The organism is Chryseobacterium tongliaonense (assembly GCF_041224435.1).
Taxonomy (GTDB): Bacteria; Bacteroidota; Bacteroidia; order Flavobacteriales; family Weeksellaceae; genus Chryseobacterium; species Chryseobacterium tongliaoense.
The window spans coordinates 148,661-162,489 of sequence record NZ_JBGFFD010000009.1; the positions used below are offsets into that span (position 1 = coordinate 148,661).

The following is a 13,829-nucleotide window of genomic DNA, read 5'->3' on the forward strand; positions in this document are numbered from 1 at the left end:
GATTTTTTTATCATAAACAAAACAAAGCCAACCACTTTATCAGTCTAATCTGCGAAATAGTTTTATTTTTGTTAGATGATGCAAACCAAATCCCCATTTTTAGATACTCTTTTCCTGCTTCGTAAGGAGGAATGCATTACCGTTTTTTCAGAGATTCACACGATCTCAAAAGATGAAGAGGATGAAGCTGCCCATTATTTTGAAGCTGAATTTGAAAATGAAAGACTTGAATTTTTATCAGATCAATTGATTTGTAATAAAGAAGCTGCTGTTTGGGCGGCAAAAGTACTGTATCACAGTGCTCAACTGTATCTGATCAGAAAAGATACTGCAAACAACCTGGGTGAGCTGATTCCACAATATAAAAGAATGCCAGATGTTTCTTCAGTATTATCTGCCGATTTATCGTTAAGGTTTTTACCACAGATTATCTCTGTGCTTCAATCTGCCGATCCGGAAGACCCGTTGATTAAAATATTGGAGAATATTTTGCTGCAGTTTCATTACTCAGGGATTGGGCATGATCTTGATCTGGAAAAAATAAACTGGGAAGAAGAACTGAAAGATAAAACATACAGAAAATTATATCTGGAAAGAATTGTGGAAAAGAAGGCTTATAAATTAGCTGAAATTCCGTTAATCAATCAATGGCTTATTGCAGAATTTGGTTTGCATAAAGAAGTGTTTTGGAATGAATTAAAAATAACTAACGAAGAAAAATAAATGACCGGAAATATCAATAAACTTAATACAGTTCTTAACTATGTAAAAGAAACTTTTGTCGGGAAAAATGATGTTGTTGATTTGTTGGGAATTTGCCTTCTGGCAAGGGAAAATGCTTTTTTGTACGGGCCTCCGGGAACAGCAAAATCAGCAATTGTAAGAACCCTCTCACAAACGGTGAAAGATGGTAAAAACTTTGAATACTTACTGACCCGTTTTACAGAGCCCAATGAAATTTTCGGTCCTTTTGATATCAGAAAACTGAAGGAAGGCGAGCTTCTTACCAATACGGAAGGCATGATGCCGGAAGCTTCGATGGTTTTTTTAGATGAGATCTTCAATGCCAATTCTGCCATTCTTAATTCTCTTTTAATGGCTTTGAATGAAAAGATTTTCAAACGCGGAAAGGAAACCAAACATTTGCCGGCCCTGATGTTTGTAGGAGCGAGCAACGTTCTTCCGGAAGATGAAGCATTGAATGCATTATTCGACCGTTTTCTGATCAGGATTAATGTAGATTATGTGCATCCCGAACTGCTTCAACAGGTACTTTTAGCAGGAAGAAAATTAGAAAACGCTGTTGAAACCGAAATTCCGGAAATTCATGCAGATGAGATCCGTGAGCTTCAGAATTTATGCAGGACAGTGGATCTGAAACCTATTTATGAAGTATATTTAAATAGTATCATCAGCCTCAGAAATACAGGAATTGCCATCTCTGACCGCAGAGCGGTAAAGCTGCAGAACCTTATTGCCGCAAGTGCTCTGATTTGTGGTAGAAACGAAGCGATTCTTTCGGATCTTTGGGTACTAAAACATATCTGGGATACAGAAGAGCAGATTGAAATTCTGGAAGGAATTATCAACAGGACTATCGAAAAAGATGAAAACCCGCAATCTCATCCACAGGCTTTGCAAAACAAAACACCCAACCCTGAAGAAGTAATGAAAGATGTAAAAATCCTGATTGAAAAATGGAACAGCGGAACATTGAGCTTTGAAGAGCAGAATGTGATTAAGGATAAATTGAGATACCTGCAGACCCGTTGTGACTGGATCAGGCATCCTGAACAGAAATTATATATCCAACAAGAAATTGAAAGTCTATGGCAGAAAATTCTTCAAAGCGTATAAAAGAATTTTGGGCAGAACTTCCCCGTGCTGATGAAGATTTCCTTGGCTCGATCCGTGACTGGAGAAATGTTCAGATTGCTTTAGATGAAGATGTGATCTGGCTAAAAGGTTTTACCGAAGAACAGGCTGTTTCTCCGGAAATTCAACAACTACCGAATTTTTTATCGTATGAATTAAGAGAGGGGCTTTTATTTCGAAAAGGAGCTTTGGTTCCTAGTAAAAAGGTTAGAACCGCTTTGTTTTGGACACCTATAGATAAGGCATTAAGATTGACTTTTCCACCCTCCAATCAGAATTTCTTTGGGATTGATGAAAAAGTTGAGATTAAATTAAAACCAAGTGAAGAAGAACATCCCGCCGCAGCTTTGTTATGTTCAATGGCTGAAATTAAAGATCTCATTATAGCAACTCCGAAATTTAAGCTGGAAAATATAGACTGGATCATCATTGATGGAAAAGCATTGTTTCTCGGAACCCCTTTATTGGCGTTTCCGGGAAAAACTTACTGGTCCAAAGACGGTCATCTTTTACCGGCAGGTTTTGATTTCGAATTTAAAAATTTAAGTTCACTGTTGCAGAGAAAATATAATAAAGAACAGAATCAATGGCTTCTATGGAACGAAAACGGAAGCTATGTACCAATAGATAAAAATGATTTTCGGAAAATGTCCGTAAGCTCATTCCGTCTCACTGAAAAAGCACAGGAATGGAATTAAATGAATATTTTCAGTCCTATAAAGATTATTTCTGGGAATGGATGACGGATGAAGACATTCGTGATGATTCAGGATATCATGAAAATAATCTTATATCTTTTCCGGGTATTGGGGCAATTGCTTACAGGCCTTACATTATTGAAATTTTAAAAGAGCTGCAGCCACAGGGTTTTCCGCCTTTCGGATCATTGCTTTTAGCGTTATATGTCACTCAGGATGGTTATTTAGACACCGGATATATTTTTTCAGAAATTGAAAACCATCCTTATACTGATCGTAAACAGATAAGCGACTTTATACCTGACGCCATAAATTTCCTGGAAAAGTTAAAAGCACTGGACAGGGTTTACAAAAAAGGACAAAACAGGGTTATTCTTTTCCAGACTGTTTTCAAAAGCATTCATAACGGGGTTTCATCAGCTAATGCTGAACAGATTCTTAAAAGCTATTATAAAAGGCCTCATAAAATTGCTGTCAGTGCACAAAAACTGGACCTTTCCCATAATTATTTCAGCAGAGATATCAGGACTCTGGCTTTTATGAATAAGAGTTTCCCGACAACACAATCCATTATTGATGCGATGAAAAATGTTGTTGATCTTCCAGATCTTGACGATGAAGTTGTAGAAGAGGAAACAACGGTAGAAACCGACAAAGATTTCATTCAGGAATTAATAGAAGAACCCAAAACCTTCCAGGTCGGAAGTTTGATCAAAAGAATCTGGAGCGGTCTGAAAATTCCGATGCGGCACCTTTCTCCGGGTGAGCAACCGATTGGAGGAATTTCGGATATGACCAATAAAGGTGAGCTTCACAGAATGCTCCTGTCTGAATTTGCCAACGAAGATGAGGTTTTTATGAGCCGTATTGCCAATAGCGAAGCACTTTACATTCAACGTGAAATACCGCCTGAAGAAAACATCTTTGAAAGGATCATATTAATCGATACCTCTCTTAAAAACTGGGGAACTCCTAAAGTTTTAGCTTTTGCATCGGCTATTGCTGTAATCAAGCATCCGAAAGCCAATTCAGAATGCAGGGTTTTTGCTTTGGGACAAACGAACGTTTCTATTTCACTGGACAAAATTGAAGAGATTATTGATAACCTGAATCAGGTAAGCTCTGTTTTAGAGGTTTCAGCTTCACTCGAAAAGTTTCTTGGAGATGAACATAAGGAGAAAGATCTTGAAGTTTTCTTTATCACCCATCATGAAAATTTGCAAAATGAAAACCTGCAGCGGGTGATTCACCAAAACAGGGACCGGCTTAAGTTTTTAATAACAACTTCAACAGATGGCGAACTGAATTTCTATAAACATCATCAGGGAACAAGAAAGCATGTGCAGAAAATTATATTGCCTTTAAAAGAGCTGTGGGCCAATCCGCCAAAGCAAAAACAAAAGGTCGGACATGTTTCGGGCAATGGAAGAAAAACGGATTTACCCCAAAATTATCCGATATTATTTCCTACCCCTTTCAATAAGATTGCCCGGTTTTTATATGAAGGTGAATTCTTTATTTTAAGTTCAAAAAAACAATTATTACGTACATATTTGTCTGATAATTATTACAATAAAGATTCTTACAACTATTACAAGACCTACCACGGCAGTGAAGTGTTAATAGAAAATATTTCCATAAAACCGAGAGGGCAGTTTGCTCTGGCAAGAAATAAGCAGCAACAGTTTATTATCTGTCAGTACCAGTATGATAAAAAGCTCGTATCAAAATTAAACCTGACCACCAAAGAATATTCAGAATTAAATGTGACGGGTCAGAATATTCCTCCGAGTTCAAAATTGATTTACTTTAATAAAAATTTCTATCTGTATCAACCTGGTCTTCCCAATGTTTTTAAGATAAATATAGAAGGAAATATCTCTGTGGAATCGGTGAACAATGAAGCTGAAATAGAAAAAAGTTACCAGAAAGTATCGACGGAAATCGCCAAATTAAATCAAAGCGGAATTAAAGTTCTGAGTAATTTTAATAAAATAGGAATCAATACTAAAAACAGGTTAGTGGTATCCGGAAGTGAATTGGTTATGCATTATGAAAACTCTCTGAATTTCTTTAAAAACAGATATGCAATCAGCATTTTTGCAGAGCAGAACAAAAATAAATTTACTTTCCCGGATGGTAGCGAAATCATAACAGATTCCCGTGGAATGCTTACCTTCAGGAGCAGCAGTAAAAGCATACATGAATTTTATATTCCTTCCACAGAACATGGTTTTCTGTCATTGGCTACCCATACGGACTTTGGAGGCTCGGAATATTATCTCCCCGAAAATACCCTGCTGAAAGTAAAAAAAATGGAAGATATGTATTCCGGATATCTTGAAGCTTTTATCAACCAAATTTTGGAATATGGAACTTAGAATAAAACCTTTTCCGAAAAATAATTATCCAAAAAAAGGACTTTTAATCAAAGGTTCTTCACCTTTGGTTTGGTTACATGAAATGGAAATTTCAGGGATTGATTTGCACCAGATCAGGTCTTTCCCGGTACCTTCCAACGAACCGAATATTTTATATGGCTGTTTTTTGATTTTCGATCATCTGGCACCGCAGGACATTGGCAGGAACTCTTACTTTCAATGCGTAGATAATAAATTGTTCATCCCCGAAAATACTGTTTTTTATCCTAAAATAAATCCTGAAGACTGGCAGAATACAGATGCTGAATTTCTCATCATGCATCCTGAATTTGGTTTGGTGAAATTATCAGAGCAGATCAACTGGATTTCATTACTTCAGGAGCCTGAAAAAACAGATATCATCATTAAAAAACCTTTAAATGGCGTAAAAATTCCTCAGAGAATAGAGCGGTATACTGTGGAGATGGATGATGAAAAAGTGATGGAAGCCCTCCAAACCCCACAGACGGAAGAAGAATGGATGAAAGATCTCCCTTTCGATCTGAAAAAAGTGATGGCCGGAAATAAAAAAGAAATTGAAAAATATTTAAAATATATAGAGAAATATCCTGACAGAGCTATAGACCTTGGAGTTCCGCTCGATATTATGGGAACTTCCCGAGGTGATGGCTTTGGAAAATTTAAATTTGGGAATAGTTGGCTTGGAAAGTTTTTTGGACAGAACAATTCCGGTGCAAGAGATTATCGGTGGCTGTTGCTTGCTTTCTGGATTATTTTTGTTATTGCAAGATTAAGCTTCCATTCGGATAAAAAGGAAACCGAGGTTGTGCAACAGTCTTCAGGCACTGTACTTTCCAATGATGCCCTTAAAAATCAGCCTTCGGATATCCTGGCTTTTGAATCGGGACTGACGGAGATTGATATGAAAATTGATTCTCTGTACAGGAAAGAGCGTACTCAGCTGATCAAGGAATATTCCACTGCAGTTTCTATGGAATCAAAAGACAAAAAGCAGGTGGATGATTATAAAAAGCAAGGTGGAAAAACTGTAGCTGAAGTGAAAAAAGAGATTGAGAATTTTAAAAATAAAGAAAATAAAACCAGGGACTTTCTCAAAAAGATTTATAATCAGAAAATAAAAAAACATATTGAGGAAAAATCGGAAAGCTATCAACGGAAAATCTCAGATTCTTTAGAAAAAGCACATCCATGGAAACCTGCTAATAAAAGAATTGTGAAGAGTATCTGGAAGAAAAAACAGGTTCTGATAGAAGATTCTTTAGGCCGTCTTTACGGGACCCTTGAAAATCCGCAGCTGTCCTTTGATAAAAAATCAAATGATGCTACAACAGGCAATTCCGGAGAGGTCTCTTCCAAAAAAGAAGTTTCTTTTTCTGAAATTATCTCACTGATTGCCTTCATTATGGGTAGTGTGGGAATCTATACTTATTTCTTCCGGAAAAAATCTTTGAATATCGGAGGCAGCAGTGTTCCGAACGGAATCAAGATATTCTTGGCTGTTGTATTGCTGGCTATGCTGATTTATCTTTTCTATCCGCTCATCGAAATGTTCGGGTACAACTGGTTTGTCTGGATTCTCATTATCTGTGTTGTCCTCCTTTTATACCGTCTTTTCAGTGAAGATAAAACCATTTTAAAATCAGACGAAAATGAATAAGCAGAAGTTTATAGACAAATTTATGGCGGCTTTTTTCATTTTGGTGATTCTGAAAATCATCGGGATACTGGCACAGCTGTTCCATGAAAGTTTTTGGAGTGTAATCGGGACACTCATTATTTTCATCATTATTGCAGCTATCGTTTTTCTGGTGATTACGGTTTTAAAAAATAAAGAGCAGAATGAGAAAAACCCGGGCAGATCCAATGTAAGAGGTGGCGGGAATTTTTATCTGGAAACTTCATTGTTTGATAAGATCCGCAATAAATACGAAGAGCTGGCTCAAAAATATATTGAAGAACAGGATTATAAAAAGGCTGCAAAAGTTTATATCAATTTGCTTCAGGATCATTACCGTGGAGCAAAAACGTTGGAAGACGGAGGCTTTTATAATGAAGCAGCCGTGGTTTATCTGAAAAAATTAAAAAACAAATCGGAAGCTGCAGCCTGCTATGAAAAGGCAAAACAGTATAAGAAAGCGATTGACCTTTATAAAGAACTGGAACAAAAAGAGAAAGTAGGTGATCTGTATAAAGAGATTAATGATGTCAAAAATGCCAATGTCTATTATCAAATGGTTGCAGATGATTATGCAGGTAACGATCAGATGGTGAAAGCTTCTCTGATTTACCGTAAAAAAATGGAGATACCCGACGAAGCCCAGAAAATTCTGAAAAAAGGCTGGGACGAAAATAAAGATGCATTCAATTGTCTCAACAATTATTTCGCCAATATTTTTGAAATAAAAAAACTGGAAAAAGAAATTAAAAACCTATATGAAGAAGCTACACCGGATCAAAAAATAACCTATCTGGAAGCCATGAAATATGAATTCAAAAAAGATCCGGAACTACAGCCTGTAACAAGGAATATCGCGTATGAAATTATTGCAGAAAAAATAAATACCCGGTCCGAAATTGTAAATGAATTAAAACATTTCAATCCCAATGATGAGGTGATTTTAAAAGATATTTCAAGATATAAAACGGGAAGGAATAAAATGTTCAGAAATTAATGGATTAAAACTTTCATAGCCATCGCTGTAACAGTAAAATGATCAACTAATTAAGAAAAAGATTTATCTTTGCGCCAATAACATTATGACAAAACAAAGAGCACATATCAATGTAAACCTATGCGAAAGCCCTTCAATAAAAGGACTATTCGGATATGATGAAATGATATGGAATGAGGCGAAATGTGCTGACTTTGGAAATTATTTACTGTAAACCCGTAAAAATTTAATCAAAATACTGCAGAAACGCCTCGGTTACCGGGGCGTTTTTTTGTGTTTTTATGACAGAAATTATTTAGAATGAAAAAAAATAACCATAAAAGTGAAAATTTTTTAATTAACAATGAACAACAAATAAGATAAATAAGAGTGATTATTAACCCGATGAGAGACAGTCATTTAGGTAATTAAGGTATCTGTAAAATATTACGGACAGGAATTCTTATCTCTAAATTTTAGATTTAATTTATTGATTTTCAGATAGTTGTGTTTTAAATTTATTTGTGAGTTAAAAAAAATCATATTTACTTTGCAACCGAAAATTGAAAGCAACAGGTTTTCAGGATTCAAAAAATGTTTAAAACAAAAAATATAATGAAACAATTACATCACATATTTAATCAGTATTCAGGATTACAAGGACAAGAGCCGAGAAAACAGGATTGTATTCTTGATAGTGAATTTATGGATGAAAGGTGCTTATATACGTGGGTCAACTAATGATCTCTTACGTCAGAATATATACAGCGCCTCCCGAAAAGAGGCGCTTTTTTTATGGTTTCTTTAGCTTATTTGGTAAAGCGCCGGTCTGTGGAACCGGAGAACAGGGTTCGATCCCCGAAGATACCCCAACATAATCTCATAGCTCAATAGGTTAGAGCACCGGTCTTTTAAACCGGGGGTTGAAAGTTCAAATCTTTCTGGGATTACAAAGGTTCCGTGGCTCAACCGGATAGAGTATCGGTTTTCTAAACCGAGGGTTACAGGTTCGAATCCTGTCGGAATCACAAAAGGAGAGTAGGCAAATATTGGTTTGTTGCGGCTTACTGCTAATGAGTTCTACGACAGTAGTGAAGGTTCGATTCCTTTGCTCTCCGCAAAAAATGGTCTATTGAGGTAATGGCTAACCTGCCCGACTGTCTCTTGGGCACTGCGAGTTCGATTCTCGCATAGACCGCAAAGATTCATGGAAAAACTCGGTTTCGGCTGTCTCCCGGAAAAGAAATTTAGAAATGAATCTGCAAAACTGGAAAGATAACGGTGGTTGTTTACCCGCCTTGGACGCGGGAGGTCATAGGTTCGAATCCTATTTTCCAGACAAAAAAGGTGAATGTGTAAATGGTGCTTTGCAATAAATTTTAAAATTAAAAGCATACCGAGTTGGGAATTTACCGCATATGATTTCGTAGCTCAAATGGTTAGAGTTTCGGTCTGATACACCGAAGGTTGAAGGTTCGAGTCCTTCCGAAATTACAAAGACGATTCTGTAGCTCAATGGTAGAGCATTGGTTTGTTAAGCCAGAAGTTGAAAGTTCGAATCTTTCCGGAATCGCAATAACTAAATGTTAATTGTTTCAAAGAGAAAAAGAAAAGGTTTGTCAGAGCAGAAGATCTTTACGCCAAAAACATGGAAAATATAGACAGACTTTTTCTTAACTCAAGAAAAGAAATTTGAGCTAGAATGGAAGATGGAAGTGAAAATATTACTCATCATTTATCTTCATCATTTAAAATCTGATGGTTCGCCGAAGTGGAAGAGTCGGCGGTCTGCAAAACCGTTGCGTGAGCTGAGTGGGTTTGAAATGTGAAACATTCGTGAATTCAAATAAAAAATAAAATAGGTGATGAACAATCCCATAACCATCTCAAATAACTAAAGTGAGATTAGTTCCGGAGAAAAATAAAAGTTTGTCGAGCGTAGAAGTTCTTATATCAAACAAAAAATAAAGACAGGCTTTGTTTTTCTTCAAGAGAAATGGGAATTAAGTTTTGTAAAAAATTGGGCATCATTAAAAAAGGAAGTACGCCGAAGTTGGAGAGTCGGGGCAGACTGTAAATCTGTTGCTTCATTGCTGAGCAGGTTCGAATCCTGCTACTTCCACCAAAAAACCACTGATAATGTAATGGCAGCATGCAGGAAATGTACTCTTGTTGTTCAGGTTCGATTCCTGGTTGTGGTTTTTAATTGCTCTATTCGTCTAACGGTCAGGACGCCTGTCTTTCGAGCAGAAAACAAGGGTTCGATTCCCTTATAGAGTACAAAAAAGTGAATAGGTTAATAGTGAATATTGCTATGCAAGTGAATTTAAAAAATTGAAAGCGAAAAAATTGACAATTCACCATTGACACAAGAAATAATAGGAACGGGAAAGGTTTTGTCAAGCGCAGAAGATCTTTACAACAATATTACAGGCATAGTTTATAATAGACAAGCCTTCTCAGACCTAATTATTGTGAATAGTCAATTGTTAATGGTGAATTTTACAGACAGTTTTTATCACCAATCATAATTACTTTTAAACCGGAAGAGTGGTGTAGAAGATCTGCACGTTAATCTGAAAAACTAGAGGTGCAGGTTCGATTCCTGTTTGTTCTATAAAAAATTTATTGTGAAAAGTGAATACGCCAAATGTGAATTAAAAAAGTACGAAAAAAATTAACAATTGACCATTCACAATTTTCAATTAACTCTGATTCATAGTGTAATTGGTCAGCACACAAGACTTTGACTCTTGTTGTTCAGGTTCGAGTCCTTATGAATCAACAGAAATTACTCTGATAGTGTAATGGCAGCACTTCAGTCTCCAAAACTGATGGTATAGGTTCGAGTCCTGTTCGGAGTGCAGAAAAGTGAATGAAGATAGTGAATAGCAAATTTTACTTCGTAAATGAATTTAAAATTGATCGTGAAACGGATTGACAATTCACCATTCACAAGTAATATTTTAACAAAACAACTTTAAAACATGTAGAAAAAATGGAAACGCAACAACAAACATGGCAGAACATGAATGGAAAAATTTTCCGGAATTCTATCAGAAAGCTGGTAGAAGAAGCCATCATCCGCGAACAGGCTAATGGACACCGACTGAAAGTCTGTGTGGGATCAGATTCCCATGTATATGGTGACGCCATTAATTATGCTACCGCAGTAGTATTTATTCGTGAGGGAAAAGGAGCGTTTACCTTTATCAGAAAAGAAAGAGAAATACAGAATATCAGTATCAAAGAACGAATGCTGAACGAGGTGAACAAATCCGTAGAAATTGCATACGCTATCTGCTCTGTTTTGGATGCTTATGGTGTGGAAATGGAGGTACACGCTGACATTAATACCGATCCGGATTTTAAATCCAATGTCGCATTGAAAGATGCTATGGGATATATTCTTGGAATGGGATATGTGTTCAAAGCAAAGCCTTTTGCATTTGCAAGCTCCAACTGTGCTGATATGATGGTTTAATTAAAAATATGAACTTTCCGATTAAAATTAAAACAATGGAAATGCCCAAAAGATTTTTATTCCTGGATGATGTAAGATATCCTGTTGATGCATATCATTATACAAAACAGGATATTTTTCTCAGAAAAGACTGGCATATCGTTCGGAATTACGAGGAGTTTGTTAATAGAATTCTGGAAAAAGGACTTCCTGAAATGATTTCTTTTGATCACGATCTTGCAGATGAAAATTATCTGAAGCCGAATTCTCAGGAAATTGCTGAAAAAACAGGTTATGATTGTGCAAAATGGCTGATAGAATACTGCATGGATAATCACATAGACCTGCCGGAATTCTACTGCCATTCGATGAATCCTGTGGGAAAGGAAAATATTGTAGGTCTTTTGAAAAACTTTAAAAACTTAAAATAAAACTAAAAATGCTCCCTTCGGGGAGTTTTTTTGAAATTATTTTAGCTGCGTAAATAGAATGCGTATTCATGTTTTTATCTTTGCAAAGCTTTAGCAGCAACTTATTCTTTAGGGTATTTCTTCCCACTTTTCCTCCATAAATTATAAAACCGGATGCAGATGAATAAAAATATGTAGAATAAAAAATAATAAAAATGAAAACAACCAATGAAATTTTAATCATCGATTTGGAAGCCACATGTTGGGAAAACGACAGAATTCCTATCGGGCAAAAAGTTGATATTATAGAAATAGGAATTTGTGAATTAAACTTAGAGTCAAAAACAATTTCCAAAAAACAAAGCATCTATGTAATTCCGGAAAGATCTGAGATCAATAGATTTTGTACCGCTCTTACCGGAATCAGTCCGAAACTGATAGAAGAAAAAGGTATTTATTTTGAAGAAGCCTGCGAAAAAATCAAAGACGAATATCACTCACTTCCGCTTACTTGGGCAGGATTTGGAAACTTTGATAAAGAACAGATCTTTGAACAATGTGACTGGCTCGGAATTGAAATTCCCTTTTCTTATGACTATCTGAATGTGATGGATGAATTCAGGCAATATTTTAATCTTCATAAACTGATGGGTTTAAAAAGAGCCCTGAATTATCTGAAGATGGATTTTGAGGGAAATCATCATAGCGGAGCAGACGATGCTTATAATGCAGCCAGGATTTTAAGAGAAATTTTGGTGTAGTAATAAAGTAAGGAAGTTAGAAGTATAAGGAGAGAAGCTACTACAGAAATGTTATTTGCTTCAGGTTTCTTTAAAGCCTCAAATTTTCAACTATTAATAAATTTAAACAAATGAAAACAACAGATAAAATATTAATTATAGACCTTGAAGCGACATGTTGGAATGACCGGCCACCGAGAGGTCAGGAAAGTGAAATCATAGAAATCGGAGTCTGCATTATGGATGCAAAAACCGGCATGGTTTCCAAAAATGAGGGGATTTTAGTTAAGCCCCAATTTTCAAAAGTAAGTCCGTTTTGTACAGAGCTGACTTCTATTACTCAGAAAATGCTGGATGATGAAGGCATTTTACTGGAAGATGCACTGGATATTCTGAGGGCAGAATATGACTCGGAAGACCTGACATGGGCCAGTTATGGAAACTATGATTTGACGATGCTTCAAAACCAGGCAAGAAGATTCAATCTTGATTATCCTTTGAGTGATGATCATATCAATGTGAAAACGTTATTCGGGGAATTGCATCCGACAGTCCGGAAAAGTGTTGGTATGGCAAGAGCGTTGGGTGAACTGAATCTTAAACTCGAAGGGACTCACCACAGAGGTGTGGATGATGCAAAAAATATTGCGAAAATTTTACATTGGTGCCTGATGCAATATTAATGTAGCGATCTAAAAACATGACAATGGCTCCCTTTCAGAAAGGGAGTTTTCTATTTCCTCTCCAGCCATTCCTCATAAGAAAGTACTCCCAATTCAGGTTTTCCGTCACCTTCCAAAATTGAAATAAACTCCAGCTGGTTTCCATCCGGATCATTAAAATAAATAGCTAGTGCAGGCATCCAGGCAAAAACCATGGGGTTATCCGTCCCGTTTTTCAGAAAATTATAAGGTTTCAGATCCTGTTTTCTTAAAAACTCAACAGAATAATTCAGGATATCTTCCTTATCCGCTGAAAATGCAAAATGTCTGGGCTGCAGATTTTCCTTTTGTTCCCACAAACCAAGCATAGATTCCTTATTTTTCCCGATCCATAAAAATACAATCGGACGGTTTTCATCACGATGGGCAAGCTTTAAACCTAAAGCTTCAGTATAAAACTGTATAGAGTTTTCCAAATTACTTACCTGAACATGAGTTTCATATAATCCTTTAATCATAGTTTTTAATTTAATCTGAGCAAAGCTAGAAAACAAATCCTCAAAAATTTCAAGCAGTTGATTTCTTTATATGAAATAAATGATAGATAGATCTTATGTGTTGGTTGTTTGTTGATTATATTACCTTTATAAAATAGCCTGATGAAATAATCATCAGGCTATTTTTCGAAAAAGTAAGATATTTGAATAATATTGATTTTATGTTTTAATTTGAATAGAAGCAGGGCAATTTTTGAATCATTGCCCTGCACTACTATTTGTTCATCATTGTATTTTTACAGAAAATGATTATCTGAATATTTCTTTCTCATCATTTGTTTTTTAGAAATATTCACTCAATGAGGATAATTTGTTTTCTGATGCAAATAGAATGAAAATTAAATATAGACCCAAAAAATAAGGGTACTATT

At 35.9% G+C, this 13,829-nt stretch carries 12 protein-coding genes and 12 tRNA genes; 23 read left to right on the forward strand and 1 reads right to left on the reverse strand.

The window, feature by feature from the left end; all coding sequences use genetic code 11:
* Window positions 1–75: 75 nt before the first annotated feature.
* The 23 genes from AB8P06_RS17540 (at window position 76) to AB8P06_RS17650 (ending at window position 12,922) form a co-directional block, all read left to right on the forward strand.
* Window positions 76–723 carry a conflict system bpX4 domain-containing protein gene (locus AB8P06_RS17540; protein ID WP_369843541.1) on the forward strand — a complete coding sequence of 216 codons (648 nt, stop codon included), beginning with the start codon at window positions 76–78 and terminating at the stop codon, window positions 721–723.
* Window positions 724–1,857, forward strand: a complete 1,134-nt coding sequence (locus tag AB8P06_RS17545) for an AAA family ATPase (protein ID WP_369843542.1) — start codon at window positions 724–726, stop codon at window positions 1,855–1,857.
* Window positions 1,830–2,573, forward strand: a complete 744-nt coding sequence (locus tag AB8P06_RS17550; RefSeq protein ID WP_369843543.1) for a hypothetical protein — start codon at window positions 1,830–1,832, stop codon at window positions 2,571–2,573. The genes AB8P06_RS17545 and AB8P06_RS17550 overlap by 28 nt, the downstream gene beginning before the upstream one ends.
* Window positions 2,564–4,954: a hypothetical protein gene (locus AB8P06_RS17555; protein WP_369843544.1), complete on the forward strand. Its 2,391-nt coding sequence runs from the start codon at window positions 2,564–2,566 to the stop codon at window positions 4,952–4,954. Before AB8P06_RS17550 ends, AB8P06_RS17555 begins: the two co-directional genes overlap by 10 nt.
* Entirely contained in the window at window positions 4,944–6,632 is a 1,689-nt protein-coding gene (locus tag AB8P06_RS17560) for a bpX3 domain-containing protein (RefSeq protein ID WP_369843545.1), read from the forward strand. The genes AB8P06_RS17555 and AB8P06_RS17560 overlap by 11 nt, the downstream gene beginning before the upstream one ends.
* Window positions 6,625–7,647, forward strand: a complete 1,023-nt coding sequence (locus AB8P06_RS17565) for a soluble NSF attachment family protein (RefSeq protein ID WP_369843546.1) — start codon at window positions 6,625–6,627, stop codon at window positions 7,645–7,647. The genes AB8P06_RS17560 and AB8P06_RS17565 overlap by 8 nt, the downstream gene beginning before the upstream one ends.
* A gap of 85 nt (window positions 7,648–7,732) precedes the next feature.
* Window positions 7,733–7,861 (forward strand): penicillin-binding protein, encoded by a 129-nt coding sequence (locus tag AB8P06_RS17570; RefSeq protein ID WP_369843547.1) that lies wholly within the window; start codon window positions 7,733–7,735, stop codon window positions 7,859–7,861.
* Window positions 7,862–8,424: 563 nt separating this feature from the next.
* Window positions 8,425–8,498 (forward strand) — tRNA-His (locus AB8P06_RS17575).
* 4 nt (window positions 8,499–8,502) lie between these two features.
* A tRNA-Lys gene (locus AB8P06_RS17580) sits at window positions 8,503–8,576 on the forward strand.
* A gap of 4 nt (window positions 8,577–8,580) precedes the next feature.
* Window positions 8,581–8,654: transfer RNA gene (locus tag AB8P06_RS17585), tRNA-Arg, on the forward strand.
* 5 nt (window positions 8,655–8,659) lie between these two features.
* Window positions 8,660–8,744, forward strand: a tRNA-Ser gene (locus tag AB8P06_RS17590).
* Window positions 8,745–8,752: 8 nt separating this feature from the next.
* Window positions 8,753–8,824: transfer RNA gene (locus tag AB8P06_RS17595), tRNA-Asp, on the forward strand.
* A 69-nt stretch (window positions 8,825–8,893) separates the two neighbouring features.
* Window positions 8,894–8,965, forward strand: a tRNA-Pro gene (locus tag AB8P06_RS17600).
* 81 nt (window positions 8,966–9,046) lie between these two features.
* Window positions 9,047–9,120 (forward strand) — tRNA-Ile (locus AB8P06_RS17605).
* 7 nt (window positions 9,121–9,127) lie between these two features.
* Window positions 9,128–9,199, forward strand: a tRNA-Asn gene (locus tag AB8P06_RS17610).
* 465 nt (window positions 9,200–9,664) lie between these two features.
* A tRNA-Tyr gene (locus AB8P06_RS17615) sits at window positions 9,665–9,751 on the forward strand.
* An 83-nt stretch (window positions 9,752–9,834) separates the two neighbouring features.
* Window positions 9,835–9,906: transfer RNA gene (locus AB8P06_RS17620), tRNA-Glu, on the forward strand.
* 432 nt (window positions 9,907–10,338) lie between these two features.
* A tRNA-Gln gene (locus AB8P06_RS17625) sits at window positions 10,339–10,411 on the forward strand.
* Between the two features lie 8 nt (window positions 10,412–10,419).
* A tRNA-Trp gene (locus tag AB8P06_RS17630) sits at window positions 10,420–10,490 on the forward strand.
* Window positions 10,491–10,624: 134 nt separating this feature from the next.
* Window positions 10,625–11,110: a ribonuclease H-like YkuK family protein gene (locus tag AB8P06_RS17635; RefSeq protein WP_369843548.1), complete on the forward strand. Its 486-nt coding sequence runs from the start codon at window positions 10,625–10,627 to the stop codon at window positions 11,108–11,110.
* Window positions 11,111–11,118: 8 nt separating this feature from the next.
* Entirely contained in the window at window positions 11,119–11,520 is a 402-nt protein-coding gene (locus AB8P06_RS17640; protein WP_369843549.1) for a cyclic-phosphate processing receiver domain-containing protein, read from the forward strand.
* A gap of 194 nt (window positions 11,521–11,714) precedes the next feature.
* Window positions 11,715–12,260 carry a 3'-5' exonuclease gene (locus tag AB8P06_RS17645; protein ID WP_369843550.1) on the forward strand — a complete coding sequence of 182 codons (546 nt, stop codon included), beginning with the start codon at window positions 11,715–11,717 and terminating at the stop codon, window positions 12,258–12,260.
* A gap of 110 nt (window positions 12,261–12,370) precedes the next feature.
* Window positions 12,371–12,922, forward strand: coding sequence for a 3'-5' exonuclease (locus tag AB8P06_RS17650; RefSeq protein ID WP_369843551.1), 552 nt, complete (start codon window positions 12,371–12,373; stop codon window positions 12,920–12,922).
* A gap of 50 nt (window positions 12,923–12,972) precedes the next feature.
* On the opposite strand, the gene AB8P06_RS17655 is transcribed toward AB8P06_RS17650, so the two are convergent.
* Window positions 12,973–13,419 (reverse strand): VOC family protein, encoded by a 447-nt coding sequence (locus AB8P06_RS17655; RefSeq protein WP_369843552.1) that lies wholly within the window; start codon window positions 13,417–13,419, stop codon window positions 12,973–12,975.
* Window positions 13,420–13,829 lie beyond the last annotated feature (410 nt).

Excerpts from the sequence above, each read along its gene's own strand:
- AB8P06_RS17540 (WP_369843541.1), top strand. The coding sequence starts at position 76 with ATGATGCAAACCAAATCCCCATTTTTAGATACTCTTTTCCTGCTTCGT.
- AB8P06_RS17545 (WP_369843542.1), top strand. The coding sequence starts at position 724 with ATGACCGGAAATATCAATAAACTTAATACAGTTCTTAACTATGTAAAA.
- AB8P06_RS17550 (WP_369843543.1), top strand. The coding sequence starts at position 1,830 with ATGGCAGAAAATTCTTCAAAGCGTATAAAAGAATTTTGGGCAGAACTT.
- AB8P06_RS17555 (WP_369843544.1), top strand. The coding sequence starts at position 2,564 with ATGGAATTAAATGAATATTTTCAGTCCTATAAAGATTATTTCTGGGAA.
- AB8P06_RS17560 (WP_369843545.1), top strand. The coding sequence starts at position 4,944 with ATGGAACTTAGAATAAAACCTTTTCCGAAAAATAATTATCCAAAAAAA.
- AB8P06_RS17565 (WP_369843546.1), top strand. The coding sequence starts at position 6,625 with ATGAATAAGCAGAAGTTTATAGACAAATTTATGGCGGCTTTTTTCATT.
- AB8P06_RS17570 (WP_369843547.1), top strand. The coding sequence starts at position 7,733 with ATGACAAAACAAAGAGCACATATCAATGTAAACCTATGCGAAAGCCCT.
- AB8P06_RS17635 (WP_369843548.1), top strand. The coding sequence starts at position 10,625 with ATGGAAACGCAACAACAAACATGGCAGAACATGAATGGAAAAATTTTC.
- AB8P06_RS17640 (WP_369843549.1), top strand. The coding sequence starts at position 11,119 with ATGAACTTTCCGATTAAAATTAAAACAATGGAAATGCCCAAAAGATTT.
- AB8P06_RS17645 (WP_369843550.1), top strand. The coding sequence starts at position 11,715 with ATGAAAACAACCAATGAAATTTTAATCATCGATTTGGAAGCCACATGT.
- AB8P06_RS17650 (WP_369843551.1), top strand. The coding sequence starts at position 12,371 with ATGAAAACAACAGATAAAATATTAATTATAGACCTTGAAGCGACATGT.
- AB8P06_RS17655 (WP_369843552.1), bottom strand. The coding sequence starts at position 13,419 with ATGATTAAAGGATTATATGAAACTCATGTTCAGGTAAGTAATTTGGAA.